The organism is Yokenella regensburgei (genome assembly GCF_051486985.1).
In the GTDB taxonomy this organism is placed as follows: Bacteria; Pseudomonadota; Gammaproteobacteria; order Enterobacterales; family Enterobacteriaceae; genus CBFFRJ01.
This window is the reverse complement of the sequence record NZ_JAHVDV010000031.1, coordinates 48910-69389: the sequence shown is the minus strand read 5'-3', so window position 1 is coordinate 69389 and position 20480 is coordinate 48910. Positions and strand designations below refer to the sequence as shown.

Here is a 20480-nt window from a genome sequence, read left to right as displayed (position 1 = left end):
TGTCGTCTTATGTCGTCTGACTATCGGGTCGGGGACCAGCCTGCCTCCCTGCAGGCTATCCCCTCCGCCCGCTTCCCTGCGGGCGGCCCCGGTCAGCCGTCAACGCCTCATCGATTTTCAGCCGGACCCTGTCATCGCGGTGACGGTTTAATTCTCATTTCGCCGTGGTATCGCTGTAAAACGTCATATTACTGGGGATTTCCCCCCCGGCGGGGGAGAGGGCATTTCTCAACGCCTGCGCAAAAACATCATCACCGCCATAAAAATCACACCTGGCACCCATACCCATAATAACTCGGACATGATCACCTGATGCCCATAGGGCGTGGTGTACTTTGACAAAGCAAAAGGCGCGACCTTAATCACCTGCCACGGGGCAAAAAAGCGTTCATCCGACCACGGCCATAGCCAGCCGACCCCTTTACCGCCTGTTGTGACCGAGTCCAACAAACTGTGCGACAGCAGCGACACGGTCAGAAATGCCCAGCAGTGCATCAGGCTTGCCTTAAACCAGCGTCTTCCCAGCCAGAGAACGAGTATCGGCACCACAAAAGCAAAGATCAGCGAATGGGTAAAGCCACGGTGGCCGAATACATTGCCGTAGGCCACCCCGAGTTTAAAGGAGAGCACATCGGCATCCGGCAACATTGCCAGCGCAATGCCTGCCAGCAGTAAGCCGCGAGGGATCGCTTTGCTGCCAAGCCCGAGTCCCAGGCAGAGCGGTACGGCGGCGTGAGTAATAATGGTGGGCATCGTCAGTCCTTGAACAAAAGAGATTAGTATAAACGAGGCGACGCCATCACCGGATACCTGTTTTCTGAAAGTCAGCGCACAGGTAAACGTTCACTCTGATGGCGCGTGAACGTCATACGGGCCAACAAAGCCGGTGGCACAGAACAGCCATTATTTGTCTATCGGCAATGGCGAAACGAGATATTTGGGCAGAGAGTAAAAGGGAATATCAAGCTGACTCCTGCACCACCAGTTGCCCGGAGAGGGTAATGTGCTGGGTCTGTAAGTCAGGCTCTTTCAGTTTGCGCATCATCAGGCCTGCCGCCTGACGCCCGGTCTCTTCACTGGCGGAGGAGACGTAGGTAAAGGAGGGCGAGGTGAGGTTAACGTGCAGCATATCCTCAAAACCAATCAGCGCTACCTGTTGTGTCAGGAAGACATCCTTGCCCACGGTACGCCCCACCTGATGAATACCGCTGATCGAGCCAATGATGGCATTAGGCGAATGGCAGAGCAGGGCCGTTATCGTGTTATTTTTCTCCAGCAAATGACGGGTCGCCAGACTCACCGAGTCGGTGCTTTCGAGACAGGCGGGGGTGAAATCATCGCGCAGTGCCATGCCGTACTGTTTTAGCGCACTATGCATGCCCAGGAGCCGCTGATGGCGTACGCGATCGTTCTCCAGCCCGCCAACATAGGCGATGCTGCGGTGCCCGCGCTCAATCAGATAGCGGGTAGCAAGACTGGCAGCCTGACGATTATCCCGCATCACCAGATTACAGGGATCATCCACTACGGACTGAGACACCACGACCAGCGGCATGGGGCACTGGCGGAGATGTTCCGGTAGGTGCGTGGTGGTCGGGTCGCTGGCTAAATAAATCACTCCTGCGACACCCTGCTGTTTGAAGGAGAGCAGGCAGCGTTCAAGATGGTCGTGATCATCAAGCGGCTGGCCGAGAAACACCATAAATCCTTTACGTTCAAGCGCCTGAACAATACTCGCCATCACCTTAATCGAAAAGCTGTCGCTAAAGTCACGTAAAATGAGGCCAATCAGGTTTGAGGTGCTGGAGCGAAGGTTAGCGGCTGCTACGTTGTGTACGTAGCCCAGTTCATTGATTGCTGACTGAACGCGTTCGATGGTGGCGTCAGAAATCTTGCCTTTCTGACGCAACACCAGCGACACGGTTGAAACGGAAACGCCCGCCAGTTTTGCGACATCAATAATGCTGACCTTTTTCAAACGTGCTCCCTGAAAGTACAGATTAATCAATCAGAAATAGTAAAGCCTCCTGTACGAATACAGGAGACTTATTTACCTTACCAGCACAAGGTTATTTGCCAAGGGTTGTCGCCATCGACTGAGCAATAAACTGCGCACGCGCCCCGAAAATAACCTGTACGCCTTTGTCGCCGACGAAGACCACGCCACGCGCGCCAACGCCGTTAAGCCCCTCTTTATCGACATTTTCCCCGTTGTACACTTCCACGCGCAGACGGGTGATGCAGGAGCCCACGGTATCGATGTTTTTCGCCCCGCCAAGCAGGCTAATGATTTCCGTGACCAGCTCTTCGTCGGTTTTATCGCTTGCGTCTGCAGAGGCTTCCGTGCGGCCCGGTGTTTTCACATCGAAACGGCGAATAACGAAGCGGAAGGTGAAGTAGTAAATCAGCGCCATCGGCACGCCAATGAATACTGCGCTTAAGAAGTTGGTTTCGTAGCCGTTGAAGGAGGGCAGGATCCCAAAAGAGATATAGTCGATAAGCCCGGCCGAGAAGGACTTGGCGATGTGTGCATGCATCAGGTACATGCTCATGTATGCCAGACCCGCCATGATGGCATTAAACACATACAGAATCGGGGCGACAAAAATAAAGGTGAATTCGACCGGCTCGGTAATGCCCGTTAAGAAGCAGGTCAGCGCGGCGGAAAAGAGAATACCGGCGGCAATTTTTTTGTTTTTGGTGTGGGCTTCATGGTACATCGCAAGACAGGCCGCCGGCAGGGCGAACAGCATCAGCGGGAACTCGCCCTGCATGAATTTACCGGCATTCTGGTAGGTGTCGCTGCTAAAAGATTTGGTGCCTTCTTCCAGCATTTTGAACCAGATAGTCTGGTCGCCATGAATCACCTGGCCGGCCTGGGTGGTGTAGTCACCGAAGGAGTACCAGAATGACGGGTACCAGATGTGGTGCAGGCCAAGTGGGATAAGCGCGCGTTCCGTCAGGCCAAAGATAAAGGTCGATGCGGCCTGGTTATCCCCGTTCACAATCACCGAAAGCGCATCAATACCGGCCTGGATATGTTCCCAGATATAGGGCAGCAACAGGCCCAGAATAAAGGACATAAATGCCGTGGCGATAGCGACAAAGCGCTTACCGGAGAAGAAGCCGAGGAACTCCGGCAACTGCATGGTGTGAAAGCGGTTATAACACCAGGCCGCGAGAATGCCGCAAATAAGGCCGCCAAACACGCCCATCTGCAGGGTCGGAATACCGACGACCATAGCATACTTACCACCCTGAGAGGCCATCTCTGGCGTTATCGACAGTACGGTGCCAATGGTGATGTTGGTGATAAAGACCGAAACCGCAGCAGAGAGGGCAGCGATACCCGATTCTGATGCCAGCCCCACTGCCGAACCAATAGCAAACAGCAGCGGCAGGTTATCGAAGATAACGCCGCCTGCGTTCATCATCAGTGGTAAGTGAAACTTATCACCGAATGCCAGTAACAGCCCCGCAGCCGGTAACAGTGAGATAGGCAGCATTAACGCCCGCCCAATCATTGACAGCTTTGATAATGATTTTATGAACCCTGATAACAGTCTCATCCTGATTTCCCCCGAGTGTCGACCATTATTCTGCGCACATTGTGCACTATTATTGTAAGTAGAACGTTTTAGTAGAACGTTCTACCTATCGTGAAAGAGGAACCAGTCTGGTGCAACAGAAATTACTGTGCCGGACAGAGGAATTTGTGATTATGCGAAGAGGATCAAAATATGAAGATGGCAGGGGAAGGGGGGAGCAGTAGGGTTACAGGCCCGCAGCACGGGCCTGCAGAACAGGGTACTCAGGCAATGACCGTCACGCTCTGGCCTTCGAAAGCAACGGTTTGACCTGCAACGATCTTGCAACGTTTACGGGTTTCGACTTTACCATCGACCTTCACCAGACCTTCTTCAATAGCAATTTTGGCCTGTGCGCCGCTTTCGCTCCAGCCTTCCAGTTTGAGCAGGTCGCATAAATCTACGTGCGGGTGTTTACCCAGGGAAAAAGTTGCCATCTTATGCATTCTCCACGTCGTGATACTCTTCGCAGGCCTGAAGGGTGTTTTGAATCAGGGTGGCAACGGTCATCGGGCCAACGCCACCAGGCACGGGTGTAATGTATGACGCACGTGCGGATGCCGCTTCAAACTCCACATCACCTACCACTTTGCCGCTTTCAAGGCGGTTAATGCCGACATCAATAACGATGGCACCTTCTTTGATCCACTCGCCCGGAATAAAGCCCGGTTTGCCTACGGCAACCACCAGCAGATCGGCATTCTCGACGTGATGGCGCAGATTTTTGGTGAAGCGGTGGGTTACGGTGGTGGTACAACCCGCCAGCAGCAGTTCCATGCTCATCGGGCGACCAACGATGTTGGATGCACCAATCACCACGGCGTTCAGGCCGTAGGTATCAATGTTATAACGCTCAAGCAGCGTCACAATCCCACGTGGCGTGCACGGGCGCAGACGCGGCGCGCGCTGGCACAGGCGACCCACGTTATAGGGGTGGAAGCCATCGACGTCTTTATCCGGTGAGATCCGTTCCAGGACTTTCACATAATCTATGCCTGCAGGGAGGGGGAGCTGCACCAGGATGCCATCAATGGTGCCGTCTGCGTTGAGCTTATCGATAAGCGCCAGCAGTTCAGCTTCGGTTGTCGTTTCCGGCAGATCATAAGAGCGGGAGAGGAAACCAACCTCTTCACATGCTTTGCGTTTGCTGCCGACATAAATTTGCGAGGCCGGGTTGCTGCCAACCAGCACAACCGCAAGCCCGGGGGCACGTAATCCGGCTGCAACTCGGGCTTTCACCTTTTCAGCAACCTCAGCGCGCACCTGCTGCGCAATCGTTTTACCGTCAATAATCTTTGCTGCCATCAGAGAGAAGATTCCATCTGTAACTAAAAAAGAAAGGGGATGCGTATAGTTTGTCAGAAGTGTGTCTCGCTGTCAGTTACCGTTTATGTTCCCTGCTTAATGTTGCAGTAAGGAAAGTGCGGTCAGGTGCTCACTTCACGAGCATCTGACCGCAAAGTCATTGACTCGACAGGTGTTGACCGTATAATCCCTGTCCGCAACCCTCCCGAAAGGGAATCAGTGCGCCCTTAGCTCAGCTGGATAGAGCAACGGCCTTCTAAGCCGTAGGTCACAGGTTCGAACCCTGTAGGGCGTACCATTTTTAGCTCGACCCCCATCATTGTATCCCTGTCACCTCAGGCACCCCGCAGCGCTGCACGGTTTTCATATCATCTCTGTTATGCAATTATTAATAAATTCAATGTAATAGTTTTAATTATGCACTGTAAAAAGGATTTTATATGCTTATTCGTCCGGTCGAACCCTCTGATGTTGAACCCTTGCTCATCATGTTAAGGCGTAGTGGTCAGTTTGATGAGGAGGGGTTATTGCATGTACGGGAGAGGCTCCAGCGCTATTTTTCAGGCGAAACAGAAGAGATATGGTTTAGTGCCGACCAGCAGGGCCTCGTGGGTATGGCTTATTGCGCCCCGGAGGTCATGACCACGCATGTCTGGAATTTATTGCTGCTATGGATAACCCCTTCTCATCAGCGTCGGGGTATTGGTCTGGCTTTATTAGATCACGTTGAAAAAGCAGTGAAAGCCAGAGAGGGCAGACTCTTGTTAGTCGACACTTCAAGCCTGAGTGACTATAGCGCGGCTCGTGCGTTCTATAACCAGCAGGGTTTTATCAAGGAAGCCCGGATACGTGATTACTATGCTATCGGTGAAGACAAAATTACCTTCATAAAAACTATGCATCCGTGATCACGTTATGCTCTCTCCCGGTTTCAGGAACCTCTATGTGCCCCTGAAACCGGCTGGGCATCAACGGCTGCGTAACCCACCTGCGAGCAGAGTAAAAACCTCAATCACGTCCGGCAGTGTCTGCTGAGGTTTATCACTGGCTGCAACCAGCAGGGCAGCATTAAGCGCAGCACTGTTAAGCAGATGTGCCGCGACGGTTGTATCCATCGCTTTGATTTCTTTACGTTCGGCCATTTTTACCAGTGTCTGTCGTGTGGACTCAAGACAGCTATTCTGGCTCGGCCATTGAGTGGGATCCCCAAGAAAGGCCGGACCATCAAGTAAAACGATGCGCCTGACCTCCGGGTCGAGCGCCATCCTGATGTAGGCAATACCTTCCGCCAGCAATCTTTCCCAGTCATCACCCGCAGACGCAGCGGAGGCTCTGGCCTGTTGTGCCATTTCACTATCTATCTGTGCGACGACTGCGGCGAGAAGGCCCTTTTTATCGCCGAAGGTGTGATACAGCGCTCCACGGGTCAGGCCGACACTGGCCGTCAGCTCATCCATAGAGGCCTCGGCAAACCCTTTTTCAGCAAAAGCTTTTCGCGCGGCGGTAATCATTTTTGCGCGATTTTCTTCCATCATTTCACTGCGACGTTTTGTCGCCATAGACCCTCCTTTTTCACATACGGCACGTATTTCAATTGACATACGCGACGTATGTGATATCTATTCAACATACGCCAGGTATGTTAAATCATTCATGCGTGCTTTGCTTACCTGATCCCACATGGTTTAAAAAAGAGGTGTACCTGTGATCCAGCGCGAACCGATTTTTCCCGCTAACCGCCATGCACTCTATCAGGAGCATGGATACTCTGCCGCGATTCGGTCAGGCGATTTGCTGTTTGTGTCCGGCCAGGTCGGAAGCCGTGCCGATGGTACTCCTGAGCCCGATTTTACCGCGCAGGTGCAACTGGCGTTCGATAATCTGCAGGCGACGCTCACAGCGGCGGGATGTACGTTTGATGATCTGATTGATGTCACGACCTTCCATACCGATCCGGAAAATCAATTCCCCGCCATTATGGCGGTGAAGCAGGCCATTTTCCCGAAACCGCCTTATCCAAACTGGACGGCCGTTGGCGTGACCTGGCTTGCGGGATTCGATTTTGAAATAAAGGTGATTGCCCGTATTCCCGACAAAGAGAGTTAAGGCGCAGTGGTGAGACAACCACTCTGAAGGCGGGGGGCAGGTACGCCATAAACCGAAAAAAAGCCGCCCGTTGCGGGGCGGCCTGGTGTCAAATGGTAACAGAACTCAGAACGACCAGCGCAGATTGGCGTTCACCGAGTTGATACGCGTGTCGGAGCCGACTTGTCCCTTATAGCCCACGTTCAGCGTTGCCGCGTGCGGCAGCCTGAAGCTGACGCCCACATCGCCTACCAGCATATCCTTATCCACCGGCGCTCCTTCGGTGGTAAAGCCATCGCTACCGGCAAACGCCATCTGCGAGGAGGCTTTTTTATCACCGTAGGCGTGCTGCCAGCCCAGTGAACCATAGAGGCTGACGTTTTTCGGCAGTTCTGTCACGCCGCGCGCCCCAAGGGTGGAGTAGAACGTATCCGTCGTTTCGGTACGTACGCGCAGCGCGGCGGCCCCCCCTTTTTCCTGGAAATTATCCGTATCCACGCGGATATAGCTCAGGTTAATAAACGGCTCAACGTTCTCTTCCGGTTGACCGAAACGATAACCCGCTTCGGTATAAGCCAGCAGTGAACTGGCGTCATAGTCAGCGCTCAGTCGATCCGAGTAGCCGCTAAAGTCCACCCGACGCTCGGCGTCAATCTTATGCCAGGTATAGCCGACAGCGCCGCGCAGTGAGAAGGCCTCCTGACGTCCTGTCGCATACAGACCGAGATGGTAGTTATCGATATCTGATGAGGAGCGACGGCTGTCGATATCGTAGTTCCCACGGCTGTAACCGAAGAAACCACCGAGCCGCACGTTCTGCCCTTCCAGCTTACGATCGCCACCCAGCAGGAAACCTGCGGTGTTACCGTCCAGCTTGCCGGTATTACCATCGCCATCGGTTTTCACCCAGGAGCCAAAGGTCTGGCCCCATACACCGTTGCTCTGCTCTGCGGGAGATTGCACAAACGACATCGCCAGAGCCGGAACCGGCAGACCGTCATCGTCGAAGGACTGGATCATGCGCTGATTCAGTACGTTGAACACCTGATTACTGCCCGCAATCAAGGTGGACTGTACGGACGGATAAACCTCGCCTGATAACTGATTAAAGGCTTCACGGGCTTCCGGTGCGCTGAGCATCAGTAATGAGTTATAGAGCGCCAGCGATGGACCACTCTGCGTCAGGGTTGAGAGGGCACCAGCGGTATTCCACTGGTTACCCGTCTGGGCGACGGTCTGGAAAATGCCCGGTTTTCCGCTGCCCGGATTACCCGCGCCAGGGTTGCCTGGATTCTCAGGGTTGCCTGGGTTCTCAGGGTTGCCTGGATTCTCAGGGTTGCCTGGGTTCTCAGGGTTGCCCGGATTCTCAGGGTTGCCCGGATTCTCAGGATTGCCCGGATTCTCAGGGTTGCCCGGGTTCTCAGGGTTGCCCGGGTTCTCAGGATTGCCTGGATTCCCACCACTCTCTTTCTGCGCGATGCTCAGGTCGACGGCATTGGCGCTCTGGTTCAGCGCAACGTCGAGGAAGGCTGATTTTGACACTGCCGAGGCGAACTGGCCCTCAATGCCGCCTGCCGAGTTAAGGATGCGGTAAGTCTGACCCGTCTGATAGCTGGTTTGCGGATCAAGCGCGGTAACCTGCACGGTCGCCTGGTTGCTGATGGTTGTTTTGCCTTCAACGTTCAGCAGGTCGCTGCGACCGTCACCGGTGATATCGACGTCATAGAACGATTCGCCGATAAAGTTCAGGTAGCGTTTCAGCGTCAGGGTGCCGATACCACCGTCGCCAGGGGAGATGTGACCGCCAGAGAGAATTTCTGTCTGCCCGAGGGTGCCGTTACCCCCCAGAGTACCGCCCGCCTTAATCGACGCAGCGCTACTGTAGCCGAGGCCGTTGCTGACATCGCTCCCGGCGGTCGCGTTAAGGATCAGTGTCCCGCCATTTTCCGCGCTCAGGGTTTGAATCTCAAAAATATCGGTTTCAGGCTGCGTATTGATATCGCTGGCGATAATAATTTTGCCGCCTCGCGCAAGGACGTTTGCCTGCAACCCGGTCAGATCGCCGCTGAGCGTGGTTTGCCCGGAAGCGTTGATGACATCACCTTCACCACTCATGTTGTTGGTGAACTGGTAGTTTTCATCGGTATGGTTGAAGTAGACGTAGCTGCCAAACAGCCCGCCACGCAGGTTAATCGCCGTCTGTGGATCAATCGTACCTGCGCCACCCGCTGTACCCAGCGTCGGCTCAGTAAGACCAGTGCCGGTATCAAAATTGCCCCGGCTGCCGATAATCAGTGCACCGCGATTAGAGCCTGAACCCGTATCGCCCAGCACCAGCGTGTTGGCACCTGCAGAAACCGAGCCCCCGTCTGCTACCGATACTACGCCGTTACCGTAATCGCCGACGAGGAGGTTGCTGCCGCTGGTGAAGCGGGAGTTATTGCCCGCTACGTAGAGCTCGGCGGTTTTGCTCGACCCGGAAACCCCTGCGACCTCAATGCTGCCAACGGACACCGAGCCACCGTTAAGCACGTCCATATCGCCGTTCAGGGTGAGCAACTGGGCGACGTTCCACTGCGCGTTTTCCCCGGTTACCGTTGCTTTCGGGTTTAGTTTGTCAGCCTCATCCGGCTGGTAGCCATCGCCGATCCGCGCCTGGTTGGCGGTGGTCACCACTGCACCATTTTCGACGGATAAGGTGGAGCGTGAGCCTGCGGTGGTGCCAACACTCAGGTAGTTGCTGGTGACACGGGAGTTAGCACCGGTGGCAATGAGATGGCTGTCGTAGCCGCTCGTGGTGCCAACCACAATTTCTTTGGCACTGGCCAGCGCGCCGTTTTCCACCCGTAGCGTGCCGAGTCCCAAATCCAGACTACCGTGCAGTACGGCCTGATCGTTCAGGGCGTTCAGTTCGGCATCCGGCCCGCTGACCGTCACTGAGCTTTCATAAATCTGTCCGTTGAAGCGTCGGCCGATGTTGATGTTGTAAGCGGTGATTTTCCCATTATCTATCAGAAGGTTGCCGCTCTGATTACGACCTACATAGACATCATTGGTATAGACCAGTGACTCCGCGACGCGGTTATCGCCGTCAAAAATTGCATCAGCAGCCCGACTTTCCACGGGCGTTAAAAGCATCAGCGGGGCAGAGAACAGGGCGAGGTAAAGTTTAGAGAATGAAGTTTTTACTTTTAAATGGTGCGAGAAATTGTCATTCACGTGCTATCTCCAGATTGATTAACGTGATGTCGCGAAGGCCATTGTTTTATAAATATTAAAATACAGACGTGTGTGACCTTTTATTTCGCGAATTCAGGCGTGCAGGTAAATTAACCGGCGAAGCGAATACCTGTGACTCCCTGGCCATTACGCTTCGTCGAGTGAAAATAGAGAACGACAGTAATGTTCTCTGCGACAAATTATTTATGGGTAACGACAGGCGTACAGGTTGGTGCGCTCAGGGAAGGCGCAGAGCCTAAAATGCCTGGCATCATCATGGATGAGCAATCGAAAATTCGGCCCTTTTCAGTTGTCGCGCGGTAGGTAAGTTTCTGGCCGCCCAGCGCATCAGGCTGCGCGCCATTCACTTGAGTAACAGTAATTTCATCTGATGATCCCAGCCCCAGCATTTTTGCTGTTTCCGCCTGAAGCAGAGGAATAGCCTGATCGGTTTTTAGCGTTGAACAACCTGCTACCATCATTGTAACGGCAAGCGCGATGAGTGGTTTTTTCATAAATTATCCTTGTAACCAGGCAGTATCGATTGCTGCATGGCAATACGTTTATCTTTTTTAAACCCCGAGGTAAGATATTTCTCTTTCCGGGATTAAAAAACCCTCCTAAAGTAGGGAGTGGATGTTAATAGGAAAGTTGTCAGAATAACGCTGATACCACATACAAAAAGGAGAAAACGGTGGGAAAATATATTGCGTTGGTAATTGACGATCACCCTTTGGTGGGTAGTGGAATCGCCAATTTCCTGACGACCCATGTTGGCTTCAGACCCGGATTTGTGGTGACGGATGAGCAGAGTTGCAATCGTCATATTCGCGATAATGGCCCGCCGGACCTGCTGGTCATCGACTTTTGGCTCTCGTCAGGTACTGCACTGAAATTATTAAAAGAGATGAAGCAGCGCTTTCCCAAAACGCGTTTGCTGGTAGTCAGTGGCGATGAAAATAATGATATCTGGATGAAAGTGCAGAGTGCTGGTGGGCACGGGTTCGTACTGAAAAACGAGACGCCGGAATTATTTGGTCGGGCAGTTCAGGCATTGATGAATAACCAGTTGTGGTTTCCTGAGGCCAGAACAGATATCGCGGATAAAAATAGCAATATACTACAGAGATTTAACTTAACCCCCAGGCAATATGAGGTTCTTCAGATGATGATGCGCGGCCTGCCAAATAAACGGATTGCCTTGCAGCTTTCAATATCTGAACCCACGGTAAAAGAGCACATCAGCAATATTTTAAAAAAACTTGGCGTAAATACCCGCGTAGAAGTCATTACCCTCCTTCACGGCCACCGGGAAGAGAAACCATGAAGTGGATGGTTAATATGGAAGGTGGCGCCATTTCTCCCCGAGCCCAGATCCGGCTACTGAATAATACCTTCATCCGCCTGGTGTTTAGCTTCAGCGCCGTGCCTTTCGTGGGCATGCCCTTTGCGCTCTGGCTTTATTGGTTGGGTAAAGACTTTGCGCCGGTGGTGGTCTGGATTGTTATTTACCTGTTCTGTGCCGTGACTATCAGAATATGGCATCACCGTTATCAGCGTGAGGTCAGTGAAAAAAATGCAGAGGCGGTTCTGCAACGCTGGCTACCCCATATAAATAAAGTGGCCTTTGCCCACGGACTGGGAATTTCTTCGCTTTACTGGATAACACCGCAGGGTCAAAACTTTGATTTTTTCCTGCTGCTGAATATCAGCATCGCCGCGATCGTCGCCGCCAATGCAACGCATCTGACGCCGGTCATTAGTACTTTTAAACGCTTTTTTTTCACCTCCTGGGGCGTGCTGAATCTCGGCATTATCTGTCGCCTCGACAACGTGATGCTCATTGTTCTGATGCTGAATCTCCTCTATGGCTTTGCTATTTACCGCCACGCTTTAACGTCACACGCCTTTTTCATTCAGCAGGCCAGACTTGAAGAGGAGAGTGCCCGGCTGGCCGAACAATTTCGCCAGGCAAAAGAGGAAGCGGAGCAGGCGCTGCAGGATAAAAATCAGTTTCTGACCACCGCCAGCCACGATTTGCGTCAGCCCGTGCATGCGATGGGGTTTTTGATTGAGGCGATTGTCCATAAAAACCGCAACGATGCACTGATGCCGCAGTTGCTGGATCTCCAGCAAAGCGTGCGATCCGTGCAGTTGATGTTCAACTCACTGCTTGATTTGAGCAAAATTGAATCAGGCAATATGGCTACCGCTGCAACCCATGTGGATATCGGCGCGCTGCTGGACTCGGTTATCACGCTTTTTCGCGAGGAGGCGAGGAGCCGTGGCCTTGCGCTACGCACCTGGCGGCCCGGGCGGCGTATCCACGTGATGGGCGATCCGCTTCTTGTGCGCCAGTCCTTGATCAACCTTATTCAGAATGCCCTGCGCTATACCCAGCAAGGGGGCGTGCTGGTGGCGATTCGCCCGCGCGGTGCTGAGTGTCTCCTTGAAGTATGGGACACCGGCGTAGGCATCGCCGATGGCGAAAAAAACAAAGTTTTCTCACCTTACTATCGACCCGAACTGGCATGGAAGATAGACAGTGCCGGGCACGGCCTTGGACTTGCCGTGGTGGCGCGCTGCGCGAAACTGATGAACGTAAAATATGGCATGCAGTCCGTTGAGGAGAGAGGTTCCCGCTTCTGGATGCGGTTCAGGCAGTACGAGGGAGAGGTCAAGGCGGTGGACGTTGCGCCGGCTAGTAATGCTGCCGTCCCCGTTACGCGCCGCACTTCGTTGAGTGGTTCTTGCCTCGTGGTCGACGACGATCCGCTGGTGACCTCCGCCTGGGAGAGCCTGATGAGTAGCTGGGGCGTCGCCGTGCGCTGTGCCGCCTCTGCAGAAGAGGCATTTGCTATTGTCGACGACGGGTTTATCCCCGAGGTTGTGCTGTGCGATCAGCGGCTGCGGTCGGGTGAAAGTGGCTTTGAGATCTTAAAGGCGCTGCTTGAGCGTCTGCCAAACGTCAGCGGGGCGATGGTCAGCGGTGAATTTAACTCACCGGTGCTGCGCGAAGCGGAAGAAGAAGGGTATATGGTACTGCGCAAACCGCTTGAGCCTGCCACGCTGCATGCCCTGCTGACGCAATGGGCCGCTCGCTGATAAGCAGAGCGGCATGGCGTTACTGTTTAATCATCATCCTGATGAATGCTTTTCTGTGAATCTAATCACAAATAAGCGGGGCGACCATTGCCTTCGGCGACGGACTTCCTTATCAATAGCCGCAGAGGATCGTTACTGATAATGCAGGCGTGACCAATTTGTTCCCTGACGGGAATCAATTGGTCACGTTTTTTTTTACCTGAAGAAAACCGACGGCGCTGTCATGAAGATTTTGAAAGTATTTAATAACAATGTGTCTCTGGTTTTTAATGACAAGGGTCAGGAAGAAATCGTCATTGGTAAAGGGCTGGGATTCAACAAGCGCGAAGGGGATCTGGTGGATGCGGCCCTGGTGGAAAAGCGCTTTGTGCTGGCGACCGCGGCGCTCAGTAAAACCAACCACTCACTGGCGTCGCATATCAATGCCGAAGAAATTGAGATAGCCATTGGCATTATAAAAAATGGTGAACAGGTTTTAGGTTACCGGATTGACGAGGCGATTATTCCGGCTCTGGCGGACCATATCGGTTTTGCCCTCAAGCGTTCGCGTGAAGGGGTAACCATCAGTAGCCCGCTGAAATGGGATATTAAACAAATTTACTTCAACGAATATCAATATGCGTTGCAGGCATTACAAAAAATTCGCGACACCTTTTCCGTCGCCCTGCCCGATGATGAAGCCGTATTTATTACGCTGCATATCGTCAATGGTGGCATTCTGGAAAATGACATGCATGAAACCATGAAAGTGACGCAAATTATTAATAACATTCTCGATATTGTTAAATATCATTATCAAAAGGAGTTTAATGAGGCGGCCTATGATTATAACCGGTTCGTCACTCATGTGCGTTACTACATCATGCGTCATTTAAAAACTAAAGCCATTGATGACAGTGACACAACGCTGGAGCGGCTGCTGACCGGACGTTACAAAAACGATTATCTCTGTGCAATGAAAATAAAACGCTACTTAGAAAGTAAATATGACTGGTTAGTCACGCGGGACGATATTGTTTATCTCACCCTGCGTCTCAATCGGTTATCAGTAAATACCTGATTTTATTTATCAGCAGGCCAACACCAGGGAAATGTTCCGCCATTTTCTATGGCCTGCTATTACCTGAAGAAAAAAACAAAGACCAGGTGGCATCATGAAATATGAAAATGAGAGTAAAGAGATCGTCTCGCTGGTAGGAGGCAAAGAGAATATTCAAAGCGTGGTGCATTGTGCCACCCGCTTGCGTTTCTCTTTAAAAGATTCCTCTCTGGCGAAGGGCGAAGCACTTAAAAAATTGCCCTGGGTACTTACGGCCGTAGAGAGTGGTGGGCAATATCAAATAGTAATTGGCAGTGCGGTAGCAGAATATTATGAGGCCATACTGGCCGTAACCGGAAAAGATAAACAAGCCTCCGGTGAAGGTCATGATGCAGTAAAAAGTAAAAGATTCAGCATGGACGCGGTATTTGAAATTATCTCCAGCGCCTTTAGTCCATTAATTCCGGCGATGGCCGGTTCAGGGATGCTGAAAGCGGTGCTGACCGTGTTGGTAGAAGCAAAATTACTCTCTGACGCCAGCGATACCTATGCCGTACTCAGCGCTGCCAGTAATGCCATTTTCTATTTTCTGCCGGTGTTCCTGGGCATCACGCTTGCCAACAAAATCGGCGGTAATATGTACGTCGGGGGTACCCTCGGTGCGGCGTTGATGGAACCGACCTTTACCGCGTTGATTGGTAAAGCGGACACCACCTTTTTAGGCATAAGTCTGACGGCGGTAAACTACGCCACCACCATTTTCCCGATATTTATTGCCATCTTTATCTACGCCTGGCTCGATAAGCTGCTTAAACGCATCATCTATAAAGAGATCCAGCTCTTTGCGGTGCCGCTCATTTCCCTGATGATCATGGTACCTTTTACTGCTCTGTTCTTTGGCCCCTTCGGAACGGTACTGGGCAACGGTCTTTCGCATGGCGTGATGTGGTTGATTAACCAGAGCAAGCTGTTGTCAGGGATTGTGATTGGCGGCGGAATGCCATTTATGGTGATGCTGGGGCTACACTGGGGCTTTTCACCTGTCACTCTGGAAAACCTGCGCATCACCGGCGGGGACCCGATTGAAGGTATGGCAGTGGCCTCTGTCTTTGCACAAATTGGTGTGGCGATGGGCTTCTGGCTGCGCGCCCGCAAACACTCGAAAATGCGTGCGTTAACCGGTCCGGTTATTCTGACCGGTCTGCTCGCGGGGGTGACCGAGCCTATCGTTTATGGCCTGATCCTGCGCTACAAGCGTCTGATGGTGATCGTCGCGCTGGCTGGAGCTATCGGTGGGGCTATCTGTGGGGTAACGGGCGTGACCATGAACGCGTACGTTTTCCATAACGTCTTCTCTATCCCGGTTTACACCCCGAAACTCGGTTATTTCACCGGTGTGCTGGCAGCGATGATTTCAGGTGCTGTGCTGGCCTGGTGCTTTGGCGTTAAAAAAGGCGAAGAGGGAGAACTGCTCCCTGACGTGGCGGCTGTGCCATCCTCTGCACCTGCTGCACCTGCTGCACCGGTTGCTACGGCTACGACCCCGGCGGCAAAAAACGGACCGGTAAGCGATATTTTTTCGCCCCTGCGTGGTGAGGTTATCCCGCTTAGCGAAATCCCGGACGATGTCTTCTCCAGCGGCGTGGTGGGGCAGGGGGTCGGTATCATTCCACTCGACAACAGTGTTTATGCCCCCTTTGATGGCGTGGTCTCGTCCATGTTCCCTTCCCGCCATGCCATCGGCGTGACCTCGGATAAAGGCGATGAGGTGCTTATTCATGTTGGTATCAATACCGTGCATCTCAACGGTCGCTGTTTTACCCCAGCGGTGAAGGTGGGGGATCACTTTTCAGCAGGTCAGGTGTTGATGACCTTTGACAGGGAGGCCATCGCACGCGAAGGGCTCTCGCTGATTACGCCAGTGATTTATGTCGACGATCGGGGTTCCGGCGGCGATCTGCATATCGAGCAGGATGGCCGTGTTAGCGAAAACGACATTTTATTCAAAATTATTCGCCACCGGTGAATGCCGCTCTGCTGGCAGGGTAACGAACAGAAGATAACGGCTTTTTAAACAGGAATTTCAATATGAAGAACGATTTTCTTTGGGGCGGCGCGGTGGCCGCTCACCAGGTGGAAGGCGCATGGAACCTGGGCGGTAAAGGTATCAGCATTGCCGACGTGATGACTGATGGCACCAAAGTGACCGCGCGGAAGATAACGCCAGGCATTCTGGACGGTCATTTCTACCCCAACCATGATGCGATCGATTTTTATCATCACTACCCGCAGGATATTAAATTGTTCGCTGAGATGGGCTTCAAATGTTTTCGGACCAGTATTGCCTGGACGCGCATTTTCCCACGCGGCGATGAACTCACGCCCAATGAAGAGGGACTTGCCTTCTACGATGCGCTTTTTGATGAACTGCTTAAATACGGTATTGAACCTGTGGTTACGCTCTCGCATTTCGAGATGCCCTGGTATCTGGTAGAGACCTTTGGCGGCTGGCGCGATCGCGCGCTCATCGACTTTTTCACCACCTTCTCCACGACCGTCATGGCGCGCTATAAGCACAAAGTGAAATACTGGATGACCTTTAACGAGATCAATAACCAGCAGATCCTTGATAACCCCCTTTATGCCTTTACAAACTCCGGCATTATTTACGGGGAAGGGGAGGATCGCCAGGAGGTGGTCTACCAGGCCGCGCATTATCAGTTTGTCGCCAGCGCCAGGGTAGTGGAAGCAGGCAGAAAAATTAATCCTGAATTTCGCATTGGCTGCATGATTGCGGCAACGCCAAACTACCCTCTTACCAGCGATCCCCTGGATAACCTGCTTGCCCAGCAGGAAAACGAAAAGCAGCTTTTTTTCACTGACGTGCATGTGCGTGGGATCTATCCGTCATGGGTGCGTAAAGCCTGGGAGAATCGGGGTTATCAGATAGATGTGACTGACGAGGATCTTGCCACCCTGACTCGTGGCACCGTGGATTATATCGGTATCAGTTACTACCTCAGCAATACGCTCTCAGCGTCCGACAGAGGGGAGCGTCTGAAGGATAACCTGTTAGGTGATAATCAACTGGTGAAAAACCCCTGGATCCCCTCAACCGAATGGGGCTGGTCAGTGGATCCGACGGGGCTGCGCTATTACCTCAATATGCTCAATAACCGCTATGCGCGGCCCATCTTCATCGTTGAAAACGGCTTCGGGGCTAACGATGTCTTAACCCCGCAGGGAATAGACGATCGGCAGAGAATCGATTTTTTAAGCCTGCATATTGAAGAGATGAAGAAGGCCATTGAGTGTGACGGCGTGGACGTGATGGGTTACACCATCTGGGGCTGTATTGACCTGGTCTCGTTTACGACCGGTGAGATGAAAAAGCGCTACGGTCTGATATATGTCGACCGCGACAACGCCGGGAACGGCAGCGGCGCGCGCAGTAAAAAACGCTCTTTCGAGTGGTACAAAAAAGTGATTGCCACCAACGGCGATACCACTATCTAAGCGTCACTTAAGCGCCTGAAGCAGGCCCGTACCGGTGCGGGCCTGTTGCTATTTATCCTGCCGGAACTTCCTCCAGTAACCAGTGTGTAAAGGCCTCGAGCGCCACCTCGTTCGCCCCGGTCCCGGCAGGCTTCACCAGGCAAAAATCTTTACTCAGGCTGGCGGCAGCAGGCCAGGGTGCCACCAGCGCGCCACGGCGCACTTCCCTGGCAACATAAACTTCCGGCACCAGTGCTACACCCTGGCCGGAAAGCGCTGCGGCAATGGCCATTTCATGCAGATCATAACGAACACCAAGTGCGGGATTATCAAGCCGGATGCCGGACTCCCGCGCATAGCGCTGCCAGGCCTCGGGTGTCTGGCGCCGGTGGATGCGCGGCAGGGCATTTAACTGCGCGTCTGGATTGCTATCCTTTAGCAGATCCGGATGGCAAACGGGCACCAGCCTTTCCTGAAACAGGAAGATGATGCGCATCCCCGCCCAGGCCGGGTGGTCAAAATGGACCGCGGCATCGAACCCGCTGCCGGTAAGGATAAAGGGATCCGTCCGGACGGCAATATTCACCGTGATCTGCGGATGGTTCTGCCTGAAGTTGCCCAGCCGGGGGATTAACCAACGGCTGGCGAAGGTCGGTGGCGCGGCGATTTCCAGGCTGAGGCTGTCGGCAGGAATGCCTTTCAGATACTGCGTATCCCGGTCGAGACGTTCGAGTGTTTCACGTACCCGGTGCGCATAGCGTGCGCCATTCGGGTTAAGCTGCACGCGACTGCCGGTGCGATCGAACAATTTACACTCAAGCAGGCCTTCAAGGCGGGCGATCTGGCGGCTGATGGCCCCTTCGGTGAGGAAGAGTTCCTCCGCCGCGCGGGCAAAGTTGCCGTGCCGTGCGGCGGCTTCAAAGGCCTGCAGGGCAGCGTTGCTGGGGAGTTTTCTGCGCATTGTTAAACCTCATTGCCCGAAGGCGCGCCATTACTCAGTGATAAAATGTCACTGAGTAATGAAATAATATCGATTCTGAGGCCACTCTTTAGCAGGTAGCATGAAGAAACGTCAAGCAGACGGATGTTCGTCTTCGCGCTCACCGTCACTCAGGAAAGGTATTGTTAATGTCTCAGTCCGATTTGATCTCCTGCCAGGTGGGGGATTTTCAGATAACCGCGCTCAGTGACGGCACTATGAAGGCCAGCCTCGAGCTTCTCTCCGGCATTGAGATTGCTGAAGCCAGTGCGATTCAACAACGTGCCGGTATCACTGAGCCCGGCAACATCGATATTCATGGTTATTTACTTCGCGGCCGGGGGCGAACGCTCCTGATCGATGCGGGGACCGGGGGAAGAAATCATGCGGGTGGGCAATTAAGTGAGCGTCTTTCTGCCCTGGGCGTTCACCCTGAAGAGGTGGATACTATCCTGCTTACGCACGGGCATCCTGACCATCTTGGCGGGTTACTTAGCGCCTGCGGACAACCGGTTTTTCGCCATGCCCGGCTCTATGTCCATCCGCTGGAGGCGGCCTACTGGCAGGATGACGCGATGATGGCGCAGGCCGACGCGCGCAGAAAAGACAATTTCATGCTGGCCCGTGCCACGCTGGAAGCCTACGCCGGGCAATTGCGCTACCTGCAGGAAAATGAAACCATTGCCGGGATAGTACCGGTATGGCTGCCGGGCCACACGCCAGGCCATACCAGTTTTCGGATAGATGGCGCGGAAAAAAGTCTGCTTATCTGGGGCGATATCGTGCATTTCCCCCGGATTCAGTCAGAACAGCCTGAAGTTTCCATCGCTTTCGACTGCGATCCGGATAAAGCCCGTGAGACGCGACGACATATCATGTTGCAGGCGAGCAGGCAGAACTGGCTGGTGGGCGGTATGCATTTTGCCAGGCCCGGTTTTGCGTCTATTGCGCCATCCGAGGAGGGATTCAGGCTGACCTATATAGAGGAGTGATCGCGGATAAGCCAATACCAGGCGTCGGTGAAGCAAGTCAATAAAAAAGCCCCAACGGTAAACGTCAGGGCTTTCAGGTTACGATTAACACATTGTTTAACATTAATACACTTAATCGGTTCGTACTGCTATTTGTACAACCTTAAATGTACGCGTTTATCACTGATAATATTGGGTACTGAAAAAATAAAGCTATTCCTCCCATTAGTTATCGGTTAAACACTCCGCTGACAGAACTGATGCATTAAACACAGCGGACAAACAAGTACATCTCCCGGCGCGATATAAACTCTTTGATGCGTGACCTGACTGCCGTTGCGACAATAAAAAAACACTGGTTCGACCCAATCGCAACATTCGTTTTTGAATCATGGCGTTACATCATCGCGCGTTGGTCCACACCCTCTGCGATTGTCGAGATTTACAACATGGCCTGAAAGCACTGTCGCAAGGGAATAATAATTCTCCCGACGCAACTCACCCAAACAAAAATTACTTCGTGGCCTTTATCGCAGAAAAATTTAAAGAGCAGCGTCACTTTCAAATTAAGCGGTAAATATGTTTACTGCCCTTTGATATCTAATTTAGACAATTTTATGACGCTGTCAATACTGTCTTTAATAACATGTCTTTTAGATCAAGGTTGAATTAAATAGCCTATTAAAATCAGCGAG

17 protein-coding genes and 1 tRNA gene are annotated in these 20480 nt (G+C 52.8%); 9 read left to right on the top strand and 9 right to left on the bottom strand.

Features of this window, described 5'->3' with window-relative positions; genetic code table 11:
• Positions 1 to 228 precede the first annotated feature (228 nt).
• The 5 genes from KXR87_RS19015 to folD form a co-directional block, all read right to left on the bottom strand.
• Complete coding sequence (locus tag KXR87_RS19015) at positions 229 to 753, bottom strand: metal-dependent hydrolase (RefSeq protein ID WP_437433773.1); 525 nt, start codon at positions 751 to 753, stop codon at positions 229 to 231.
• A 208-nt stretch (positions 754 to 961) separates the two neighbouring features.
• The gene (gene malI / locus KXR87_RS19010) at positions 962 to 1978 is read right to left on the bottom strand and encodes a Mal regulon transcriptional regulator MalI (RefSeq protein ID WP_437433772.1); all 1017 of its coding nucleotides are present in this window, start codon (positions 1976 to 1978) and stop codon (positions 962 to 964) included.
• A 91-nt stretch (positions 1979 to 2069) separates the two neighbouring features.
• A complete protein-coding gene (locus tag KXR87_RS19005; protein ID WP_437433771.1) occupies positions 2070 to 3569 on the bottom strand; it encodes a PTS transporter subunit EIIC in 1500 nt (499 codons plus the stop codon).
• Between the two features lie 242 nt (positions 3570 to 3811).
• Positions 3812 to 4024: a ribosome-associated protein YbcJ gene (ybcJ, locus tag KXR87_RS19000; protein ID WP_437433770.1), complete on the bottom strand. Its 213-nt coding sequence runs from the start codon at positions 4022 to 4024 to the stop codon at positions 3812 to 3814.
• Position 4025: 1 nt separating this feature from the next.
• Positions 4026 to 4892 carry a bifunctional methylenetetrahydrofolate dehydrogenase/methenyltetrahydrofolate cyclohydrolase FolD gene (gene folD / locus KXR87_RS18995; protein WP_437433769.1) on the bottom strand — a complete coding sequence of 289 codons (867 nt, stop codon included), beginning with the start codon at positions 4890 to 4892 and terminating at the stop codon, positions 4026 to 4028.
• A gap of 221 nt (positions 4893 to 5113) precedes the next feature.
• Here folD and KXR87_RS18990 point away from each other — a divergent pair.
• Both KXR87_RS18990 and KXR87_RS18985 read left to right on the top strand, forming a co-directional pair.
• A tRNA-Arg gene (locus tag KXR87_RS18990) sits at positions 5114 to 5190 on the top strand.
• 142 nt (positions 5191 to 5332) lie between these two features.
• Positions 5333 to 5800, top strand: a complete 468-nt coding sequence (locus tag KXR87_RS18985; protein WP_437433768.1) for a GNAT family N-acetyltransferase — start codon at positions 5333 to 5335, stop codon at positions 5798 to 5800.
• A gap of 60 nt (positions 5801 to 5860) precedes the next feature.
• Here the strand turns inward: KXR87_RS18985 and KXR87_RS18980 are convergent, their stop codons facing one another.
• Positions 5861 to 6451, bottom strand: coding sequence for a TetR/AcrR family transcriptional regulator (locus KXR87_RS18980; RefSeq protein WP_437433767.1), 591 nt, complete (start codon positions 6449 to 6451; stop codon positions 5861 to 5863).
• Between the two features lie 145 nt (positions 6452 to 6596).
• On the opposite strand from KXR87_RS18980, the gene KXR87_RS18975 reads away from it, so the two are divergent.
• Positions 6597 to 6998, top strand: a complete 402-nt coding sequence (locus tag KXR87_RS18975; RefSeq protein WP_437433766.1) for a RidA family protein — start codon at positions 6597 to 6599, stop codon at positions 6996 to 6998.
• 105 nt (positions 6999 to 7103) lie between these two features.
• Here KXR87_RS18975 and KXR87_RS18970 read toward each other — a convergent pair whose 3' ends face one another.
• Together KXR87_RS18970 and KXR87_RS18965 are read right to left on the bottom strand one after the other, a co-directional pair.
• Positions 7104 to 10196, bottom strand: coding sequence for an autotransporter outer membrane beta-barrel domain-containing protein (locus tag KXR87_RS18970; protein WP_437433765.1), 3093 nt, complete (start codon positions 10194 to 10196; stop codon positions 7104 to 7106).
• Positions 10197 to 10396: 200 nt separating this feature from the next.
• A complete protein-coding gene (locus KXR87_RS18965) occupies positions 10397 to 10711 on the bottom strand; it encodes a hypothetical protein (protein ID WP_437433764.1) in 315 nt (104 codons plus the stop codon).
• A gap of 179 nt (positions 10712 to 10890) precedes the next feature.
• Here KXR87_RS18965 and KXR87_RS18960 point away from each other — a divergent pair, with 179 nt between their 5' ends.
• From KXR87_RS18960 to KXR87_RS18940, 5 genes are all read left to right on the top strand, one after another.
• The gene (locus KXR87_RS18960) at positions 10891 to 11523 is read left to right on the top strand and encodes a LuxR C-terminal-related transcriptional regulator (protein ID WP_437433763.1); all 633 of its coding nucleotides are present in this window, start codon (positions 10891 to 10893) and stop codon (positions 11521 to 11523) included.
• The gene (locus KXR87_RS18955; protein WP_437433762.1) at positions 11520 to 13301 is read left to right on the top strand and encodes an ATP-binding protein; all 1782 of its coding nucleotides are present in this window, start codon (positions 11520 to 11522) and stop codon (positions 13299 to 13301) included. The genes KXR87_RS18960 and KXR87_RS18955 overlap by 4 nt, the downstream gene beginning before the upstream one ends.
• A gap of 223 nt (positions 13302 to 13524) precedes the next feature.
• On the top strand, positions 13525 to 14361 hold the full coding sequence (locus KXR87_RS18950) for a PRD domain-containing protein (RefSeq protein ID WP_437433761.1): 837 nt from the start codon (positions 13525 to 13527) through the stop codon (positions 14359 to 14361).
• 94 nt (positions 14362 to 14455) lie between these two features.
• Positions 14456 to 16366 (top strand): glucose PTS transporter subunit IIA, encoded by a 1911-nt coding sequence (locus KXR87_RS18945; RefSeq protein ID WP_437433760.1) that lies wholly within the window; start codon positions 14456 to 14458, stop codon positions 16364 to 16366.
• A gap of 62 nt (positions 16367 to 16428) precedes the next feature.
• Positions 16429 to 17856, top strand: a complete 1428-nt coding sequence (locus tag KXR87_RS18940; RefSeq protein ID WP_437433759.1) for a 6-phospho-beta-glucosidase — start codon at positions 16429 to 16431, stop codon at positions 17854 to 17856.
• A gap of 52 nt (positions 17857 to 17908) precedes the next feature.
• On the opposite strand, the gene KXR87_RS18935 is transcribed toward KXR87_RS18940, so the two are convergent.
• Positions 17909 to 18796, bottom strand: a complete 888-nt coding sequence (locus KXR87_RS18935; RefSeq protein WP_437433758.1) for a LysR substrate-binding domain-containing protein — start codon at positions 18794 to 18796, stop codon at positions 17909 to 17911.
• 167 nt (positions 18797 to 18963) lie between these two features.
• Here KXR87_RS18935 and KXR87_RS18930 point away from each other — a divergent pair, with 167 nt between their 5' ends.
• Positions 18964 to 19806 (top strand): MBL fold metallo-hydrolase, encoded by an 843-nt coding sequence (locus KXR87_RS18930; protein WP_437433757.1) that lies wholly within the window; start codon positions 18964 to 18966, stop codon positions 19804 to 19806.
• Positions 19807 to 20480: the final 674 nt, after the last annotated feature.